Annotated in this window: 17 protein-coding genes; 7 read left to right on the plus strand and 10 right to left on the minus strand. The window is 64.2% G+C overall.

The annotated features are described in order from the left end of the window. The first annotated feature begins 7 nt into the window (after positions 1-7). Complete coding sequence (locus AB0H22_RS13510) at positions 8-886, plus strand: SDR family oxidoreductase (protein WP_180750642.1); 879 nt, start codon at positions 8-10, stop codon at positions 884-886. A 26-nt stretch (positions 887-912) separates the two neighbouring features. Here AB0H22_RS13510 and AB0H22_RS13515 read toward each other — a convergent pair whose 3' ends face one another. The 3 genes from AB0H22_RS13515 to AB0H22_RS13525 all read right to left on the minus strand — a co-directional run bounded on the left by AB0H22_RS13515 (position 913) and on the right by AB0H22_RS13525 (position 4275). Next, on the minus strand, positions 913-1803 hold the full coding sequence (locus AB0H22_RS13515) for an aldo/keto reductase (RefSeq protein ID WP_180750643.1): 891 nt from the start codon (positions 1801-1803) through the stop codon (positions 913-915). 211 nt (positions 1804-2014) lie between these two features. Next, entirely contained in the window at positions 2015-3511 is a 1497-nt protein-coding gene (glpK, locus tag AB0H22_RS13520; protein WP_358146897.1) for a glycerol kinase GlpK, read from the minus strand. Beyond that, complete coding sequence (locus AB0H22_RS13525; RefSeq protein WP_358146898.1) at positions 3508-4275, minus strand: IclR family transcriptional regulator; 768 nt, start codon at positions 4273-4275, stop codon at positions 3508-3510. The genes glpK (AB0H22_RS13520) and AB0H22_RS13525 overlap by 4 nt, the downstream gene beginning before the upstream one ends. A 103-nt stretch (positions 4276-4378) precedes the next feature. Between AB0H22_RS13525 and AB0H22_RS13530 the strand changes: the two genes are divergently transcribed. Genes AB0H22_RS13530 through AB0H22_RS13540 form a run of 3 tightly spaced genes read left to right on the plus strand, consistent with a single transcriptional unit; the run spans position 4379 to position 8419 of the window. Continuing rightward, positions 4379-5185 (plus strand): MIP/aquaporin family protein, encoded by an 807-nt coding sequence (locus AB0H22_RS13530; protein ID WP_358147042.1) that lies wholly within the window; start codon positions 4379-4381, stop codon positions 5183-5185. Beyond that, positions 5178-6695: a glycerol kinase GlpK gene (gene glpK, locus AB0H22_RS13535; protein ID WP_180750646.1), complete on the plus strand. Its 1518-nt coding sequence runs from the start codon at positions 5178-5180 to the stop codon at positions 6693-6695. Before AB0H22_RS13530 ends, glpK (AB0H22_RS13535) begins: the two co-directional genes overlap by 8 nt. Further along, positions 6692-8419 (plus strand): glycerol-3-phosphate dehydrogenase/oxidase, encoded by a 1728-nt coding sequence (locus AB0H22_RS13540; RefSeq protein ID WP_358146899.1) that lies wholly within the window; start codon positions 6692-6694, stop codon positions 8417-8419. The genes glpK (AB0H22_RS13535) and AB0H22_RS13540 overlap by 4 nt, the downstream gene beginning before the upstream one ends. Positions 8420-8426: 7 nt before the next feature. Here AB0H22_RS13540 and AB0H22_RS13545 read toward each other — a convergent pair whose 3' ends face one another. After that, the gene (locus AB0H22_RS13545; RefSeq protein WP_358146900.1) at positions 8427-9167 is read right to left on the minus strand and encodes a PadR family transcriptional regulator; all 741 of its coding nucleotides are present in this window, start codon (positions 9165-9167) and stop codon (positions 8427-8429) included. Positions 9168-9314: 147 nt separating this feature from the next. On the opposite strand from AB0H22_RS13545, the gene AB0H22_RS13550 reads away from it, so the two are divergent. Together AB0H22_RS13550 and AB0H22_RS13555 are read left to right on the plus strand one after the other, a co-directional pair. Next, a complete protein-coding gene (locus AB0H22_RS13550; protein WP_180750649.1) occupies positions 9315-9689 on the plus strand; it encodes a hypothetical protein in 375 nt (124 codons plus the stop codon). Positions 9690-9693: 4 nt separating this feature from the next. Then, positions 9694-10947 (plus strand): cation:proton antiporter, encoded by a 1254-nt coding sequence (locus AB0H22_RS13555; protein WP_358146901.1) that lies wholly within the window; start codon positions 9694-9696, stop codon positions 10945-10947. On the opposite strand, the gene AB0H22_RS13560 is transcribed toward AB0H22_RS13555, so the two are convergent. Then, entirely contained in the window at positions 10833-11687 is an 855-nt protein-coding gene (locus AB0H22_RS13560) for an RDD family protein (RefSeq protein ID WP_358146903.1), read from the minus strand. The genes AB0H22_RS13555 and AB0H22_RS13560 overlap by 115 nt on opposite strands. A gap of 58 nt (positions 11688-11745) precedes the next feature. Between AB0H22_RS13560 and AB0H22_RS13565 the strand changes: the two genes are divergently transcribed. Continuing rightward, positions 11746-12738, plus strand: coding sequence for a stage II sporulation protein M (locus tag AB0H22_RS13565; RefSeq protein ID WP_358146904.1), 993 nt, complete (start codon positions 11746-11748; stop codon positions 12736-12738). 20 nt (positions 12739-12758) lie between these two features. Here the strand turns inward: AB0H22_RS13565 and AB0H22_RS13570 are convergent, their stop codons facing one another. Genes AB0H22_RS13570 through AB0H22_RS13590 form a run of 5 tightly spaced genes read right to left on the minus strand, consistent with a single transcriptional unit; the run spans position 12759 to position 17902 of the window. Beyond that, positions 12759-14108 carry a DUF58 domain-containing protein gene (locus AB0H22_RS13570; protein ID WP_358146905.1) on the minus strand — a complete coding sequence of 450 codons (1350 nt, stop codon included), beginning with the start codon at positions 14106-14108 and terminating at the stop codon, positions 12759-12761. Beyond that, positions 14108-15082 (minus strand): MoxR family ATPase, encoded by a 975-nt coding sequence (locus AB0H22_RS13575; RefSeq protein ID WP_358146906.1) that lies wholly within the window; start codon positions 15080-15082, stop codon positions 14108-14110. Before AB0H22_RS13575 ends, AB0H22_RS13570 begins: the two co-directional genes overlap by 1 nt. Next, complete coding sequence (locus tag AB0H22_RS13580) at positions 15079-16218, minus strand: DUF4350 domain-containing protein (RefSeq protein ID WP_358146907.1); 1140 nt, start codon at positions 16216-16218, stop codon at positions 15079-15081. The genes AB0H22_RS13575 and AB0H22_RS13580 overlap by 4 nt, the downstream gene beginning before the upstream one ends. Further along, positions 16215-16862, minus strand: a complete 648-nt coding sequence (locus AB0H22_RS13585) for a DUF4129 domain-containing protein (protein WP_358146908.1) — start codon at positions 16860-16862, stop codon at positions 16215-16217. Before AB0H22_RS13585 ends, AB0H22_RS13580 begins: the two co-directional genes overlap by 4 nt. Continuing rightward, complete coding sequence (locus AB0H22_RS13590) at positions 16862-17902, minus strand: glycerophosphoryl diester phosphodiesterase membrane domain-containing protein (RefSeq protein ID WP_358147043.1); 1041 nt, start codon at positions 17900-17902, stop codon at positions 16862-16864. Before AB0H22_RS13590 ends, AB0H22_RS13585 begins: the two co-directional genes overlap by 1 nt. Between the last annotated feature and the right edge of the window lie 155 nt (positions 17903-18057).

The raw sequence follows: 18057 nt of genomic DNA on the forward strand, positions 1-18057 counted from the left end.
AAGAAACATGGGACAACTTGACGGACGGGTAGCGGTCATCACCGGTGCCGGACGTGGCATCGGTCGTGAGCACGCGCTGCTTTTCGCCAAGGAGGGCGCGTCGGTGGTCGTCAACGACCTCGGCGGTGCCAATGACGGCAGCGGGTCGGACGCGGGACCGGCGCAGGAAGTGGTTGACGAGATCACTGCGGCCGGCGGCAAAGCCGTTGCCAACACCGATAACATCTCGACTTGGGCGGGTGCGTCCAACCTAGTCAGCCAGGCCGTCGAGACGTTCGGCACGCTGGATGCCGTCGTGAACAACGCGGGGATTCTGCGCGATGGTTTTGTCGCCGGGCTCGAGGAAGACCAGTGGGATTCGGTCATCCAGGTGCACCTCAAGGGCCACTTCTCGGTGCTGCGCCACGCAGCAGCGTATTGGAAGGCCCAGGCGAAGGCGGGCGCCGATGTCAAGGCCACCGTCGTCAACACCGCATCGGATTCCGGTGTGACACTGCCGAACCCGGGGCAGGGCAACTACGGTGCCGCCAAGGCGGCAATCGCGGCGCTGTCCTGTGTCGCGGCCGCCGAGCTGGAGCGGTACGGGGTCAAGGTGAATGCTATTGCGCCCGTTGCCCGTACCCGGCTCACCCTCGCCACCCCCGGTATGGGTGCGATCTTCGCGGCCCCGGTCGATGAGGGACAGTTCGATATGTTCAGTCCCGCCAACATCTCTCCGCTTGTTGCGTACTTGAGCACCGAGAAGAACCCGTGGACCGGGCAGGTCTTCAAGGTGACGGGCGGCTCTATCCAACGTCTCAAGGGATGGTCGGTGACCGAGACCGCCGAGACCGACGGCCCGTGGAGCATTGATCTGGTGCGCGAGAGCGTCGAACCCTGGAAGTGATGACGCGCGCGGAGGCGGGTCGCCGATCAGGCGGCCCGCCGCACCGGCTTGTCCCGGTGCCACCTGCTCCGCGGAGAATGATGCGCCGAGAATCCTTCGTTGGGGTGCGTTCCTAATCGGCCTTCGGGGTTATCGAGCTGGGTGAAGACCTCGAAATCCTCTGGAGACAAACTGAAGTCGAATATCTGTAGATTCTCGGCCAGTCTGTGAGGAGAGCAAGTTTTGGGGATCACCACATGACCGAGCTCAATGTGCCATCGCAAGATCAGCTGCGCGGTCGTCTTATTGTGCTTGGCTGCTAGCGTGGTCAGCAGAGAGTCTCCCGCGGTCCCGATGCCCTGAGCCAGCGGACTCCATGCCTCGGTCACAATCTCGCGCTCGGTGTTGAACTGCCGTAATTCTCGCTGCTGGAAGTACGGGTGCAGCTCTACCTGGTTGACCACGGGTAGCACACCGGTCTCGTCGACGATGGCGTGCACATGCTCGGGTTCGAAGTTGGACACACCGATGGCACGGATCGCGCCGGAGAGATAAAGCTGCACGATCTGCCGCCAAGCGGCCACATATTGCCCGTTATCTGGTGCGGGCCAATGGATTAGAAATAGGTCCACGTAACCGGTGCCGAGGGCATCGAGGCTCCGGGCGAAAGCATCCGCGACATCGCGGAAATCGTCTACCCATAGCTTCGTGGTGATGAAAATGTCTTCCCTGGGTACGTCGGAACGGGAGATGCCGAGACCGACGCCGCGTTCATTGCCGTACTTGGTGGCGGTGTCGATATGTCGGTATCCGGCTTCAATAGCCTGTCGGACAACAGTTTCCGCCTCATCATCGGGAATGGCGGCGACGCCGAGGCCGAGTTGGGGAATGTCGACACCGTTGTGGAAGCGAACTTGCGGAACAGTGCATGGTGGCACGAGGGACTCCAATCGCTCTGCGATTCATGGAGCAGCGGAATTGCCGGTACGCCACAGCCTTGTGACAGTTGAAACAGTACAACTGTCAGTTGATAAGCGCAGCTGTCACCGTGCTGCGTAATTGCTGTGAAGTAGCTGAAATCGCTGAATGGTAAGGGTTTTCGGCGAACCGCCTCATCCGCGATTTACAAGATCCTTACGCCGCTTGTTCCTATGCGGTGTTCCAATTCAACGTGTTGGTAACGGCCAGGCGCCAGTTCGCGAGCTCTGCGGCGCGCTGATCTGTCGGCATTCGCGGCGTCCATTGCCCCGCACGATGTCCGTGGCGGCGCAGCTCTTCCTTGTCCTTCCAGAAACCGACCGAAAGCCCCGCGGCATAGGCGGCGCCCAGGGACACCGTCTCGGCGACGGTGGTCCGCAGGATAGGAACATCGACTGCGTCCGCAAGGGTTTGCATGAGCAGGTTGTTGGCCGTCATGCCGCCGTCGACCTGCAGGCTGGCCAGTGAGACCCCGGCATCGACCTGCATGACGTCGACGACATCGTGCACCTGCCACGCGGTCGCCTCCAGCACGGCGCGCGCGAGATGGCCCTTGGTGACGTACGCCGTCAGTCCGGCAATGACACCGCGGGCGGCCGGTTCCCAATACGGGGCGAACATGCCGTAGAACGCGGGCACGATGTAGCAGCCCCCATTGTCGGGAACGCTGAGCGCCAGCGTTTCCACCTCGGAGGGAACATTGATCAACCCGAGCCCGTCGCGGAGCCACTGCACCAGTGAGCCGGTGGTGGCGATGGATCCCTCCAGCGCGTAGACCGGAGGTTCATCGCGGATTTGATAGCCCACCGTGGTGACCATCCCATTGCCCGAATGAACCCGTGTCGCACCGGTATTGAGCAGCACGAAGCCGCCGGTGCCCAGGGTGCATTTGCCCTCCCCGGGAAGGAAGCACGTATGTCCGAACAAGGCCGCCTGTTGGTCGCCGATCATGGCGCCAATCCGAATGCCCGGCACCGCTGTGGTCGTGTGGCCAAAATCGCCGACGCAGGAACGTATTTCGGGCAAAAGGGACCGGGGAACGTCCATGATGGATAACAGTTCCTCGCTCCACTGCAGAGTGTGTAGATCCATCAGCATGGTGCGGCTGGCATTGGTGACATCGGTGGCGTGCAGGCCGCCATCGACTCCGCCGGTCAGGTTCCATAGGACCCAGGTATCCATGGTTCCGAACATCAATTCGCCGGCTCGCGCTCTGGCTCTGAGGCTGGGGTCGGAGTCCAAGAGCCACCGGATTTTCGGGCCGGCGAAGTATGTCTCGAAGGAGAGTCCCGACAGCTCACGAACCCGGTCGCCATGGTCGGCGGCGAGCTGCTGCACCAGGGTGTCGGTGCGGGTGTCGGTCCAGACTATCGAGCGTGCCACGGGCTGTCCGGTGGTCCGATCCCACAGCACGGTGGATTCACGCTGATTGGTGATGCCCAACGCGGCGATATCCGCAGGTGTGGCATCCGCTGCGGAGATTGCCTCCTCTGCAACGCGTTTAGTGGTCCGCCAGATCTCCATCGCATCGTGCTCGACCCAGCCGGGGCGAGGATGGTGCTGGCGATGCTCGTATTGCGAGACCGAAACCAGCTGTCCGTCGTGGTCGAACAGGATGCACCGGGTCGAGGTGGTGCCCTGGTCGATCGCCGCTACGTAGCGCGTCATCGGGGCAGCCGATATCCGAAATTGGCCGAGATCACCCGAGCCACACGGCTCACCTCATTCACCAAGCGGGGCCGCGGTAAGAGCCGGGTATCGCATAGCCGGTCGGTGGGGCCGCTGACGCCGATCGCCGCGATGACCAGACCGCCGCGAGCGCGGATCGGTGCCGCGATACCCGCATTGTCGATCCACAGCTCACCGACATCGCACGCCCACCCGGAGGTTCGCACCGCCGCCAGCTGACGTCTCAACTGTGGTGGGGTGCGGACGGTGCGATGGGTCATGGGCTCCAGTGGCTCGGCGAACACCGCGTCGGCTGCGGCGGGGCGAAAGGCCAAGAGCACCTTGCCGAGTGCGCATGCATATGCGGGCCACCGGGCGCCAACGTCCACGGTGTCGCGGGATGCGTTAGGCCCGAAGACATGATGAGCGATGACAGCTTCGGCACCGTCCAGCACGGCGACGTGCACGGTTTCGAAGGAACGAACCGCGAGAGAGTCCGCATAGTTGAGCGATTGCGCACGTATCGAATTGGCGCTGTGGGCCACGGGAGGCGTGGCGATCACGCCGGACTGGAAGTACCGGCTGGTGCTCGGATCTTGGCCGACGAACCCGACCTCGTACAGCGTGCGGATCAGTCCATGGGCGGTGGGCTTGGGCAGACCCAGCGCGCGCGCCACCTGACCGATCCCCAGCGGCTCGGGGCTGTCGGCCAGGACTCGCAGGATCGCAGCCGCTCGTTCGACCGCCTGCACAGAACCGGGCATCGGAACCCAGGCTAGCCAGGAACGATCAAGATCGTTCGACAATGCCGAATGCTGTCCCTTGTGACCCGCGACACCCACCCCTAGATTCGGTGAGATGAGGCACATGGGTCAGCTGGCTGCGGAGTTCGTCGGCACGCTGATCCTGATCCTGTTCGGCGTGGGTGTCGTCGCGCAGGTGGTCACGGCGGGGGACCAGGACTACGGCAACCACAACTCCATCGTCTGGGCCTGGGGCATCGGCGTCACATTGGGCATCTTCGCCGCGGCTCGTGTTTCTGGTGCGCACCTCAACCCGGCGGTCACCGTGGCGTTGGCGGCCTTCCGTGGGTTCCCATGGAAGCAGGTGCTCCCGTTCATCGCCGCCCAGACCACCGGGGCGTTCGTGGCGGCACTGCTGGTTCGGTGGAACTACGGCAGCGTGCTGGCGGCCGTGGATCCCGGACATACCATTGCGACACAGGGTGTCTTCTCCACGCTTCCGGGTAACGGTGCGCTCGATGTCAGCCTGTGGGGCGGCCTGCGCGACCAGATCATCGGCACGGCCATCTTGCTGTTCCTGATCTTCGCCATCACGGACCGGCGCAATATCCGCATGTCCGAGAGCGCCACGCCGTTCGCGATTGGCGCGGTTGTCGTCGGATTGGGTATGGCGTGGGGGTCGATCGCCGGGTATGCCATCAACCCGGCACGCGATTTCGGTCCCCGGCTCGCGTCGTATCTCACCGGCTTCGATACGGCGTTCCTGGACCAGCACGGCGCACAGTACTGGTGGGTGCCGATCGTCGGTCCACTTATCGGTGGCCTTCTGGGCGCCGCGCTATACCGGTACCTGGTGGAACCTTTCCTGCCTGTAGACGACGATTTCGTAACCCAACCCCCTTCGCACACCGAGGAGTTCGCCAATGGCTGATTTCGTGGCATCGATCGATCAGGGCACGACGAGCACGCGTGCCATGATCTTCAACCACGCCGGAGAGGTGATGGGCCGCCATCAACTCGAACATCAGCAGATCCTGCCGCGGGCAGGCTGGGTGGAACACAACCCGGTGGAGATCTGGGAGCGCACCGCGTCCGTGTTGACTACCGCACTGAACTCCACGGGGCTCGGTGCCATCGACCTTGCGGCACTGGGTATTACCAACCAGCGCGAGACAACGCTGGTGTGGAACAAGCGCACCGGCCGCCCGTACTACAACGCCATCGTGTGGCAGGACACCCGTACCGACCGCATCGCCTCCGCATTGGACCGGGACGGCCGGGGAGATGTGATTCGACGCAAGGCGGGGTTGCCGCCGGCCACGTACTTCTCCGGCGGCAAGATCCAATGGATCCTCGAGAACATCGACGGGGTGCGCCGTGACGCGGAGAACGGCGAGGCGATCTTTGGAACCACCGACAGCTGGCTGTTGTGGAATTTGACCGGGGGAGTCGATGGCGGGGTGCATGTCACGGACGTCACCAACGCCAGCCGCACCATGTTGATGAATCTGGAGACCCTCGACTGGGATGAGGAACTTCTTGGCTTCTTCGGTGTGCCGCGGCAGATGCTGCCCGATATCCGGCCTTCATCATCACCGGAACCGTATGGCTTGACCCAGCTTTCGGGCCCCGCGCGGGGTGAGGTGCCGCTCACCGGCGATCTCGGGGACCAGCAGGCGGCCATGGTCGGTCAGGTATGTCTGGAGGCCGGCGAGGCGAAAAACACCTATGGCACCGGCAATTTCCTGCTGCTCAACACCGGCGAAGACCTGGTGCGTTCCAAGAACGGGCTGCTGACCACAGTCTGCTACCAGTTCGCCAACAACAAACCCGTATACGCACTGGAGGGTTCGATCGCGGTGACCGGATCAGCCGTGCAATGGCTGCGAGATCAGCTGGGAATCATCAGCGGCGCCGCCGAGAGCGAGGATTTGGCCCGGCAGGTACCGGACAGTGGCGGTATGTACTTCGTGCCCGCATTCTCGGGTCTGTTTGCACCGTATTGGCGTTCGGATGCACGCGGAGCCATTGTGGGGATGTCGCGGTTCAACACCAACGCGCATCTGGCGCGCGCGACGCTTGAGGCGATCTGCTATCAGAGCCGTGAGGTTGTCGAGGCGATGGAGGCCGACTCGGGTGTGCACCTTGAGGTGCTCAAGGTGGACGGCGGTATCACCGCCAACGAACTCTGTATGCAAATCCAGGCCGACACGCTCGGCGTCGACGTCGTCAAACCCGTTGTTGCCGAGACAACTGCGCTGGGTGCGGCATATGCGGCAGGGCTGGCCGTCGGTTTTTGGAAGGACGCCGACGACCTGCGACAGAACTGGCAGGAAGATAAGCGATGGAGCTCATCGATCACGGAACAGCAGCGTGCCGAGGGGTTCACGGGCTGGAAAAAGGCCGTACAGCGCACACTGGATTGGGTTGACGTCTCATGAGTTCGAAAACGGAACCGTTGAGCCCGACGGGTCGAGCGGCAGCATTGGCCCGGTTGGAGGCCGACGAGCTGGATATTCTCGTCATCGGCGGCGGAGTCACTGGTTCAGGAATTGCACTTGACGCGGTAACACGCGGATTGACAACCGGTTTGGTAGAAGCACGGGACTATGCGGCCGGTACCTCGAGCCGCTCCTCGAAGCTGTTCCACGGTGGACTGCGGTATCTCGAACAGTTCAACTTCTCGCTGGTGTTCGAGGCGCTGCGCGAGCGCCAGCTGGTGCTCAAGACGCTGGCACCGCATTTGGCTCGGCCGGTTCCGTTCCTGTATCCGCTCTCGGCGCCGGTGATCGACAGGGTGTATGCCGGGTTGGGCATTGGGGTGTACGACATCATGGGTGCCGGCCGCGGCGTGCCGTCACACATGCGGCACCTGGGGCGGCACAAGATGATTGAGGCATTTCCGTCGGTCAACCGCACGAATGTCCGGGGTGCGATCAAGTTTTACGAGGGACAGGTGGACGATGCACGTCACACCATGACGCTGGCGCGGACAGCTGCCCGATACGGGGCGCTGTGTGCGACGAGTACCCGCGTGATCGGATTTCTGCGCGAGCGCGATGAGGTTGTCGGTGTTCGGGTACGCGACCTGGAGAGCGGTCGTGAGTTCGAGGTCCGTGCCCGGCAGACCATCAACGCGGCCGGCGTATGGACCGACGAGATTCAGCAAATGGTCGGTGGTCGAGGGCAATTCAATGTGCGTGCCTCCAAAGGTGTGCACATCCTGGTGCCCAGGGCGCGGATCAACTCCTCGGCGGGCATCATCACCCGTACCGAGAAGAGTCTGCTGTTCGTCATCCCGTGGGGCAGTCACTGGATCATCGGAACCACCGACACCGACTGGGATCTGGACCTGGCACACCCGGCGGCCAGTCAGTCCGATATCGACTATCTACTGGAGCAGGCGAATGCGCTGTTGGCCGATCCGCTGGATCGCGATGACGTAGTAGGTGTGTATGCCGGTCTGCGGCCACTACTTTCGGGTGAGTCGGACTCCACAAGCAAGCTCTCGCGGGAACACGCGGTGGCCAGCCCGGTGAAGGGACTCACCATGATCGCGGGTGGTAAGTACACCACCTACCGTGTCATGGCCAAGGATGCGGTCGACCATGCCGTGCATGGTCTGGAGCGGTTGGTGCCGGCGTCCATCACCGAACGGGTGCCATTGGTGGGGGCTGAAGGTTATGGCGCGCTGTGGAATGCGCGTGAGCGGGTGGCCGCCCGTACCGGTCTGCGGGTGAACACCGTCGAGCATCTGCTCGGCCGATACGGGTCGATGATCGACGAGGTGCTGGGACTTATCGACGATGACCCGAAGCTGGGCATGCCGATGGATGGCGCGCCGTCATACCTGAAGGCGGAAATCGTCTACGCCGCCAGCCATGAGGGTGCTCTGCATCTCGACGATCTACTCGCCCGGCGGACACGGATCGCGATCGAGACCTGGGATCGTGGCGATGCTGCGGCCCGGGAAGCCGCCGAATTGGTGGCTCCGGTGCTCGGCTGGGACGCTGCCGATATCGATCGCGAGGTCGAGCATTATCAGAAACGCGTTGCCGCCGAGCGTGAATCGCAACGCGCGCCCGATGATAGAACGGCCGACGCAGCCCGCCTCGGCGCACCCGATGTACGGGGTGCCGTGACGGGCCGCGTGGTGGGACCTTAGGAAGGTCTCACTCGGTTTCGCCGAGGATGCCGTAGACCTGCTTGCGGGCAGAGTTCACGATCTCGATGATCCGCTGCTGTTGTTCGGGTGAGGCGGCGTGTGCCGATTGCGCGACTGCGCCCATCAGCTGGCCGAGTGCCGAACGCAGGTCGAGTACCGACGGGTCGGCGTCTTCGTTGATCTTGTCCCAGGGCGGGGTATCGACCTTCTCGGCGGTCGATTTACCTTCCTCGGTGAGCTCGAACTGCTTGCGGCTGCCGCTGCCCTCGGTCTCGGTGATGAGGCCCTCGTCGACGAGCAGTTGCAATGTCGGATAGACCGAACCAGGGCTCGGACGCCAGATGTTGTTACTGCGCTCCGCGATCTCACGGATCATCTCGTAGCCGTGCATCGGACGCTCGATTAGCAGCGCCAAGATGGCGGCCCGGACGTCGCCGCGCTGGCCACGTCCTCGTCCGCGTCCCCGCGGCTGGTCACCGAAGCCAAACCCGGGACCGAATCCGGGACCGAGGCCCCGACCGAAGGGCCCGAAACCGGGACCGAATCCGCCGCGCATGAACGCGCCCGGTCCGCCGTGGCCGGCCCAGGCCCGCTCGTGGGATTCGCCGTGCGGATCGCATTCATGTTGACGGCCACCGTGGCGACGGCCTCGTGAGCCTGGTCCGCGACGTGTGGGGTCGAATCCGAATCCAAATCCAAATGGTGTGTCGGGCCGGAACTGTTCGGCCCTTTCCTCGTGGGAAGTCATGCGTATCTCCTTGTGCTTGGGGGAGGCGGTAGCGCCTCTCGATAGATAACGATATATCGGAACCGATCGAGATGCAACGAAAACTTTCGGTGACGATTCGGAGCCATTGAGAGGAACCGTCCAGGCAGGCGCCGTAGGGTGGCCGCCATGACGGTGAAGTGGCTGGATGAACCCGAGGACCATGACTACGCAGCGGCGGCTGACTACCTGACGCTCGTCGGTGAGACCGATGTGGTGAAGCGGACCGTGAAGGCGCTGCGCAATGCGACGCTGGAGTGCCGCAAGGCCAAGGACATCCTGCGGGCGGCTCACTTGGACATGCTGCCCAAGACCAATGCCCATGTGGCCCGCGACCTTGCGAAGATCGCCAAGGACAAGGCGCTGTCCCCGATCTTGCTGGTGCGTGGGGACGCGCGTTCCGGGGCGCGGCTGGAAATCGCGGACGGTTACCACCGGGTCTGCGCTAGCTATATATCCGACGAAAACACCGATATTCCCTGCCATCTGGTCTCTTGGCAGTAACTCCATGAGTGGCTTCGGTTTCCCGACCCTGGCAATCATCGTCCTGGTCGGACTGGTCGGACCGCTGCTGGCGCTCAATACGCGGCTGCGGATTCCCGTGGTCATCGGCGAATTGATCGCCGGAATCGTCATTGGCCGCACCGGATTCGGCTGGATCGACGCCTTCGATCCGACATTCAAGATGTTCGCCGACGTCGGGTTCGCTCTGGTCATGTTCGTCGCAGGCACGCATGTACCGGTACGCGATAAGACGATGGTGGCCGCGCTGCCCAGGGCGGCGCTGCGCGCCATCGCGGTCGGTGTGGTTGCCGCGGTGCTGGGTGTGCTGCTGGCCAACGCCTTCCACACCGGGCATGCCCCGCTATACGCGGTGCTCATCGCTTCCTCGTCGGCGGCGTTGGTGCTGCCGGTCATCGACTCGCTGGGTCTCGAAGGCCCCAAGGTGCTGAGTGCCACCGCTCAGGTGGCCATCGCCGATACCGCATCGATTGTCTTGCTACCCCTGGTTATCGACCTCAAGCACGCACCCCGCGCGGCGGTGGGTGCGATCGCCGTGGCGGCATGCGCGGGCATTCTCTTCGTGATCCTGCGGGCACTCGATCAGGCCGGACAACTCGACCGGTTCCACCGTTATTCGAAACAGCGCCGCGTGGCAATGGAGTTACGGATCAGCCTGGCCATCGTCTTCGGGCTCGCAGCGCTGGCCGTGGAGACCCACGTGTCGATCATGCTGGCCGGGTTCGCATTGGGGCTTGTCGTCGCAGGTGTCGGGGAGCCGCGTCGGCTGGCCAAGCAGCTTTTCGGATTTACCGAGGGGTTCTTTTCCCCACTGTTCTTCGTGTGGTTGGGGGCGTCGCTGCATGTGCGCGAGCTCGGTGAGAACCCCAAGCTCATCCTGCTCGGTGTGGGCCTGGGTGCCGCGGCCGTCCTCGCTCATATGGTCAGTCGCTTCTTCGGTCAACCGCTGTCGCTCGGTGCGCTGGCAGCGGCTCAGCTCGGGGTGCCCATCGCGGCGGCGGCGATCGGCGAGCAGCAGCAGTCACTCATCCACGGCGAGGCCTCGGCACTTATCCTCGGCGCCCTGGTCACCATCGTCGCGGCGACCATAGGTGGTTCGCTCTATGCGAAGAAATCCGCTGGGGGTCAGCCAGGTGTAGCGAAACCCGAAGTATCCCGGGGAGACTCAGAAGGTTCAGGGACGGTCGGCGGCGCAGGCACCCAACCGGGCGAGGGTGCGGGGAACGGCGTCGGCGGATAAGCCGGCCGCATCTGTTCCAATGCGCGGCGGTGGCGTTCCGCCAGCACCGCGGCGAGCATGAACTGCGGGGGAGTGCCCGGCGGTGGTGGCGGCGCGATGCTGGCGAGTACATCGGTGGAGATCTGATAGAGCATCTGATCGCGGGTGTGTGGTGACAACTGCTGTGCACGATTGAGGAACTGGCGAGCCAGATTGGCCTGATCGGTGGTGAGCCCGGACAGTTGCAGTGTCTGTGCCCAGGAGGCCAGCTGCGGTGGCATCACCGGTGGCGGAGGGAGTTTGGGACCCCGCTCGCTGATCACCATGGTGCCCGCGAAGATGTCGCCGAGGCGTTTTCCCTTGGCTGACACCAGACTGCTGATCACGGCGGGCGCCCCCATGAACATGTAGATCTCCACGACTGCCGACAGCGCGCGGATGATGGCCTGCCGCAGGCATTCTGGGCCACCATCCTCGGATACCACACGCAATCCCATGGCCATCTTGCCGAGGGATCTTCCCCGGGTGGACATCTCGAAGATGACGGGATAGCCAACCAATGCCAGTACCCCGTAGGCGATGCTTAGCGCCGCCGCCAGTGCCTCGTCAAACTGCGACAGTGAGAGTGCCACAACGAAGATGCCCGCGTACAGCACGATCATCTGGACGAAGATGTCGATGAACGCGGACACGACCCGTACCGGCAGCTGAGCCACCTTGACGTCCAGGACGACCGCGTCACCTGTCACCAACTCCGACATGGCTCGAACCCTACCTTCGGTCTTCGCGCAAGCGGCTCATCCATCTAGTATTTGCCAGATGGACGTGGACGCATTCGTCGCCACCCACCGGGGGACGTGGGACCGGCTGGACGAGCTGCTCAAGCGCAGGCGGCGCCTGAACGGGTCAGAGATCGATGAGCTGGTCGAGCTGTATCAGAAGGTGTCGACACATCTGTCCACCGTGCGATCGGCGTCGGGGGATCCGGCTCTGGTTGGGCGGCTGTCGACCGTGGTTGCCCGGGCGCGATCCGCGGTGACTGGTGAGAGTGCTCCGCTGTGGCGCCACTTCATCCGTTTCTGGACGGTGTCCTTTCCGGTGGTCGCTTACCGCAGCTGGCGTTGGTGGCTCGGCGCGGCGGTCGGGTCGATGGTGGTGGCGGTAGCCGTCGGTATCTGGGTGGTGCATTCACCCGAGCTGCAGTCGGTCATCGGGACTCCTGACGAGATCAAGCAGCTCGTCAACGAGGACTTCGAGAATTACTACAGCGAGCACCCGGCGGCCTCGTTTGCGCTACAGGTGTGGCTCAACAACTCATGGGTGGCGGCGCAATGCGTCATCTTCGCGGTGCTGCTGGGTATCCCGATCCCGTACGTATTGTTCATGAACGCGGCGAATGTGGGCCTGGCCGGTGGGTTGATGGTGGCCGCGGGCCGCGGAGACGTGTTCTTCGGCCTGATCCTGCCGCACGGCCTGCTGGAACTCACCGCCGTCTTCCTTGCTGCGGCGGCCGGAATGCGCTTGGGGTGGACGGTGATTGATCCCGGCGACCGGCCACGCGGACAGGTGCTTGCCGAACAGGGTCGTGCCGTCATGTCCGTGGCGGGAGGGCTGGTCGCGGTGCTACTGGTGAGCGGTCTCATCGAGGCGTTGGTCACCCCGTCGTCGTTACCGACGTTCGCGCGCATCGGAATCGGCGTAACCACGGAGGCACTGTTCTTGGCGTATATCGTGATCCTCGGGCGACGGGGAGTGGCCGCCAACGAAACCGGCGATATCGAGAACGCTCCGGACTACGCGCCGGCTTCCTAGTGCCACAGGCCTCCTGAGCCCTACAGGCGGCCGGACGCCTTCAATGCCAGATACCGGTCGGCAAGCGCCGGGGCGATCTCGTCGGGCGGAGCATCGACAACCTCGACCCCCTGGCGGCGTAACAGCGTGACGATACGGCGGCGTTCCCCTCGGGTTCGTTCCGCGGCTGCAGCGTCGTAAACCTGCTCGACGTCGAATGACCGTATTTCCCCCGGTCCGGTGCTGCTCCCGGGTCTCACCATGTCCTCGACGCGGGGATCGCTGACGGCGGCCACCAGCAGATGGTGATGACTGGTCAGCTGAGGAAGCAGCGGCAGCAGGCCCTCCTCCAGTGCCGTCGGGTTCAGATCGGTGAGGAGCACGATCAGGGAACGATGACGGGACCTGCGGCGGATGGTCGCTACGAGATCGCGTGCATCGGACTCGATGAGTGAGGGCTCCAGGGGCGCCATCGCATTGACCACTAGCTGAAGTAGCTCGTTGCGCGATGCGCCCGATACCTGGGAGCGCACGGTGCGGTCGTGGGCCAGGAAATCCACGCGGTCACCGGCGCGAGATGCCAATGCCATCAACAGCAATGCGGCGTCCATCGACCAGTCCAGCCGCGGCCAGCCGGACGGATCGCCCGATGTGGGATCGACCCCGATACGCCCCGCCGACGTGCGGCCGGTGTCCAGGACGACGAGAATCCGGCGGTCACGTTCGGGGCGCCAGGTGCGAACCACCACATCGTTGCGCCGCGCCGACGCGCGCCAGTCGATGGACCGAACATCGTCGCCGACGACATATTCACGCAGAGAGTCGAATTCGGTACCTTGGCCGCGGATCAGAACCGGGATGGCGCCCTCGAGCTCGCGCAGCTTGGCCAGTCTGGATGGCAGATGCTTGCGGCTCAGGAAGGGGGGCAGCACCCGTAGCTGCCATGACACGTCATGGCGTCCCTGTCGTCCGGCCATCCCCAGTGGTCCGACCGTGCGTACCGTGACCGTCGCGGGTCTGTGGTCGCCACGTCGTAGCGGCCGCAGCGCGGTGACGACCCGGGCACGTTCGCCGGTACGCAGATTCAACGGGTGTGCGCGCGGCGTGGCACGCATGCTCGGTGCCCAACTGTCGCGGACCCAACCGCGGACCCGGCGGCCAGGATTCTGGATCTTCAGCGCGATATCCGCGGATTCGCCGAGCCGGATGGAGTCAGGCCCCGACCGAGTGAAGGTGAGCCGGCGTGGACTGGCAGCGGCGAGGATATCGATGACAACCAACGCCACCAGCGCCAGCAGTAAGAACCAGAACAATCGAACCGGCCACGGCGACACCAGAATCAGCAGCGCACCCAGCAGCGCCACCAATCCCGAGCGTCCGGTGAGAATCACTACCGCGGCACCGGAACCGTGACGAGGATGCCGTCTAGAACACGGTCGGCGGTAGCGCCTTCCAGCTCTGCCTCCGGGCGCAATCCGATGCGATGCCGCAGGGTCGGTCGGGCCATTGCCTTGACGTCGTCAGGGGTGACGTAGTTGCGGCCGGAAAGCCACGCCCATGCGCGTGACGTCGCCAGCAGTGCCGTCGTCGCGCGGGGCGATGCACCGAGCTGCAACGACGGCGACTGGCGGGTGGCACGGATGACGTCGACCACATAGGCGAGTACCTCGGGGGCTATCAGCACTTGGCCCACCGCGGCACGGCCCGCCTCCAGATCTGCGGCCGAGGCCACCGGCCTCACATGCGACAGGTTCCGTGGATCGAAGCCTTGTGCGTGCCGCTCCAGGATGGCGATCTCTTGATCCCTTTCCGGCAGGGACACATTGAGCTTCATCAGGAATCGGTCGAGCTGCGCCTCGGGCAGCTGGTAGGTGCCCTCATACTCGATAGGGTTCTGGGTCGCGGCCACGATGAACGGATCCGGCAGTGGGCGCGCAGTGCCGTCGACGGTCACCTGACGTTCCTCCATGGCCTCCAGCAGTGCCGCCTGGGTTTTCGGCGGCGTGCGGTTGATCTCATCGGCCAGAAGCAGATTCGTGAACACGGGACCGGCGCGGAACTCGAATGCCGCGGTGCGCGCGTCGTAGACCAGCGACCCAGTCACATCGCCGGGCATGAGGTCGGGGGTGAACTGCACACGTTTGAAATCGAGGGACAGCGCTGCCGAGAGTGTGCGAACCAAAAGGGTTTTCGCAACACCGGGCACGCCTTCCAGGAGCACGTGTCCGCGGCACAACAGCGCGACGACCAGACCGCTGACCACCGAGTCCTGTCCGACGACCACGGTGGCGATCTGTTGACGCAATGCGGCGAGGGCGTTGCGCGCGGTGTCCTCGGAATCTCCGGTGGAAGTTGCGTGTGTCACGAGTCGCGGACCTGCCTTTCGATAATGTCGAGCTGCTGGACGAGTGCGGTGAGCTGTTGGTCGTCCGACGGGACGGGACCGAACAGCACATGGTGAATCTCCGTGGGATTGCGGCCGATTCGTTGCGAAATGGTGTTGGTGACGACCTGCGGTGACTCGTCGACCGGGAGACCTAGGCGGTGCACGACTCGGTACCGCGCCGCTTCGCGCAGCGATTCGGAGGCGAGGTCTCGGGCGCGGCGTGACCGATACAGCCGTCCGCGTCCCTCCGTGGTTTCGGACGCGCGCACGACGACCGGAAGCTTCTCGGCGACAATCGGGCCCAGACGACGGCCTCGCCATATGGCCAGCAGTAACACGACGATGCACAACTGCCAGACAGCCATACTGACTTGGTCGGGAATCAAGTCCCCCATGGATTTCGGTTGGGCGCTAGTTCCCACCTTGGGTTTTTCGGGTACATACCAGACCAGGTGGGTGGATCGCCCTGCCAGATTCATGGCCAGAGCCGCATTGCCCTGTTTGGCCAGTTGCAGGTTGGTCAGCGGGGTCTCATCGCTCAGCACAGTGATGGTCCGGTTGCCATCTTGATATCGCACCAGCGTGCCCCCGTAGCAGCTGGTTTGGCCCGGGCCGGGGTTGGTGAAGGTGTAGGTGGGGCCGATGAATGTCTGAATCGCACCGGCTTGCCGGGCTTCCCGTAGATCACAGTTCGGTTCGACGATCTCGTCGCCTTGATACGAGGTGATGCGTACCTGCGAGGCCAGCCGCTCTCGGGTGTCGGAATAGGGCGTCAGCAGCAGGCGATCTCCCGGAAGCTCGGCGAGGGCATCCAGTATCTCGTCGGAGATGTTCCCGTTGTCCAGCACCATAAGTTGGCTGGCGGGGCGCGTGGCCGCGCGGAGCTCGTCAATGGTGGTGGCGCGTGTGACGGTGACTCCGCGGTCGTGAAGCAGTTGGGCAAGCGCGTGCCCGCCGCGCTGTGTGACGGCCTCCGGGTCGAGATAACCCTCGGGCCGAGGCGATTTGGTGACGAGTAGGGCGGTGACGACGATGCCGGCCAACGCGGCCAATATCCACGCCCAGGTCCGCCAGCGGTCTCGGAGGCGCGGTGATGTCGCGGTGCTGGTGGTCACCGCACCGTCTCCCAACCTGTCGTCCTCACGCCGGGTTCCGCGGATGTCTCGAGGATCGGAGCGTCGCGGATGTGGTCGTCCAGGTCGGCGATCTTGCGGTACGACTGCTCGGTACCCGGTCGATCGCCGTAGCTCACGTCGTTGAAGACTTCCGCACTCGACCGGAATTCCTGTGTAAGCGAAGGTAGTTCACGCCCCGCAGCGGCGGCGAGCTCATTGGCGGTCCGCCCCGGCACCGGAGTAAGAATCGTGCGTTCTTCGAGCTGACGTGCCACGGCACGCAACCGGTGCCGAATGGCTGAGGACCAATCCCCCTGGGATGCAGCAAGTTCCGCGGCTGCGCGGTGCTCCGCCGCGGTGAGCTCGCCAGATTCGAAGAGGCCGAAATCGGCACCATTGGTCCGGACCGACCTGCGGGCGATGCGGACCAGCAGCACGACGGCGGCGATCACGATGAGTGTGGTCATCAGGATGGTGAACCAGCCGCCGGGAAGCTCGCTGGCCCGGAACTCCAAGTAGTCCAGGTGCTCGATGATCCAATTGATCAGACGGTCGGGCGGCGAGGGATGTTCGTAGATCGGTTTGGCGAGTTCACGTTGGGCCGCCTCGGCCGCCGCTTCACGGTCGATGTCGACGGCCGCCATTACACCTGGACCGGGGGATATGCGGGCAGCCACAAGGCATCGGGATCGATGCCCGGCTGTCCGAGGCGTTCCCGTGTTCTGGTCTCGGTCTGCAGGACCAGATCGAATGCCTCGGTGCGCATCCGCTGATCGGTATAGAGCAGCACGTTCACTGCGGCGTTGAACGGGAGCGTGATGATCTGAGCGATGATGACGCCGACAGTTGTTAGCGCCAGGCCCATGATCATCGTCGTACTGCTGGTGTGCGAGGTGCCCATGCCCATGGCGACCTGTCCGGCAATGCTGAAGGGCATTCCCAGGATGCCTGCCACGATGCCGACGATGATTGATGTGAGCAACAGGATGCCCAGTAGGCGCCAGTAGCCCTTGCGCACCAACGACATCGACCGGCTCAGTGCGCCGAAGACGTTCTGGCGCTCCAGGATCAGCACCGGTGAGGCGAGGGCGAACACGGGGATCAGATAGAAGTACAGCGCCAGGAAGCCGAACCCGAGTGCGAAGCCGGCCGGTACCGCGCCTAGTGGGCCGACGGTGAGTGCAAGCCCGACGACGCCGGCGATGCCGACCGCGAGGGGCAGGGCCAGTAGTAGGCCCGAGACGAATGCCAGCCCGATGAGGGCCCATATGCGTGGTTTGGCACGCTGCCATGCTGCCGCGGGGGTGGTGTGTTCGCCGAAAACCGAGCGCCCGACGGTGACCGTCAGCATGCCGCTGAGAACGATGGTGACCAGCATGGTGATCACGTAGCCGATGAATGCCCCGCCGAAGTATCCGATCCCGAATGCGGCGGCAAATGCGTCGTCACGGTTCGCGTCGAAGCCGGCGGCACCGCCGAGCAGCCCGACGATGGGGCCTGCCTGCAACGCGAAGGTCAACAGCTGGCTGAGGACGACGACGAATGCTGTGAGGCCGATGGTTGCCTTGGGGTTGGCCCGGATGGCGGCGACCGCTCCGTTGTACAGGGCGGACAGGTCCAGGGGCCGCAACGGGATGACACCCGGCTTCAACGCGGGGGGTTCGGGCCGCACCCAGTAAGGCACGGGGGCCGGACTCGGGTAACCGGGAGGCGGGGATGGGTAGCCACCTCCCGGCGGTGGGTAGCCGTACGCCGGTGGAGAGGGATAGCCATAGCCGGGGGGAGGGTAGGCCGGCGGGGGTCCCGGGGGTAGCGGAAACGGGCTGACGCCCCCCTCGT

Source organism: Mycobacterium sp. NPDC050853, assembly GCF_040653875.1.
Taxonomy (GTDB): domain Bacteria; phylum Actinomycetota; class Actinomycetes; order Mycobacteriales; family Mycobacteriaceae; genus Mycobacterium.

Coding starts and splice junctions, on each gene's coding strand:
- AB0H22_RS13585 (WP_358146908.1), bottom strand. CDS start 16,862: ATGGCGGCCGTCGACATCGACCGTGAAGCGGCGGCCGAGGCGGCCCAA.
- AB0H22_RS13525 (WP_358146898.1), bottom strand. CDS start 4,275: ATGCCCGGTTCTGTGCAGGCGGTCGAACGAGCGGCTGCGATCCTGCGA.
- AB0H22_RS13550 (WP_180750649.1), top strand. CDS start 9,315: ATGACGGTGAAGTGGCTGGATGAACCCGAGGACCATGACTACGCAGCG.
- AB0H22_RS13560 (WP_358146903.1), bottom strand. CDS start 11,687: ATGTCGGAGTTGGTGACAGGTGACGCGGTCGTCCTGGACGTCAAGGTG.
- AB0H22_RS13540 (WP_358146899.1), top strand. CDS start 6,692: ATGAGTTCGAAAACGGAACCGTTGAGCCCGACGGGTCGAGCGGCAGCA.
- AB0H22_RS13545 (WP_358146900.1), bottom strand. CDS start 9,167: ATGACTTCCCACGAGGAAAGGGCCGAACAGTTCCGGCCCGACACACCA.
- AB0H22_RS13565 (WP_358146904.1), top strand. CDS start 11,746: ATGGACGTGGACGCATTCGTCGCCACCCACCGGGGGACGTGGGACCGG.
- AB0H22_RS13530 (WP_358147042.1), top strand. CDS start 4,379: ATGGGTCAGCTGGCTGCGGAGTTCGTCGGCACGCTGATCCTGATCCTG.
- AB0H22_RS13555 (WP_358146901.1), top strand. CDS start 9,694: ATGAGTGGCTTCGGTTTCCCGACCCTGGCAATCATCGTCCTGGTCGGA.
- glpK (WP_358146897.1), bottom strand. CDS start 3,511: ATGACGCGCTACGTAGCGGCGATCGACCAGGGCACCACCTCGACCCGG.
- AB0H22_RS13510 (WP_180750642.1), top strand. CDS start 8: ATGGGACAACTTGACGGACGGGTAGCGGTCATCACCGGTGCCGGACGT.
- glpK (WP_180750646.1), top strand. CDS start 5,178: ATGGCTGATTTCGTGGCATCGATCGATCAGGGCACGACGAGCACGCGT.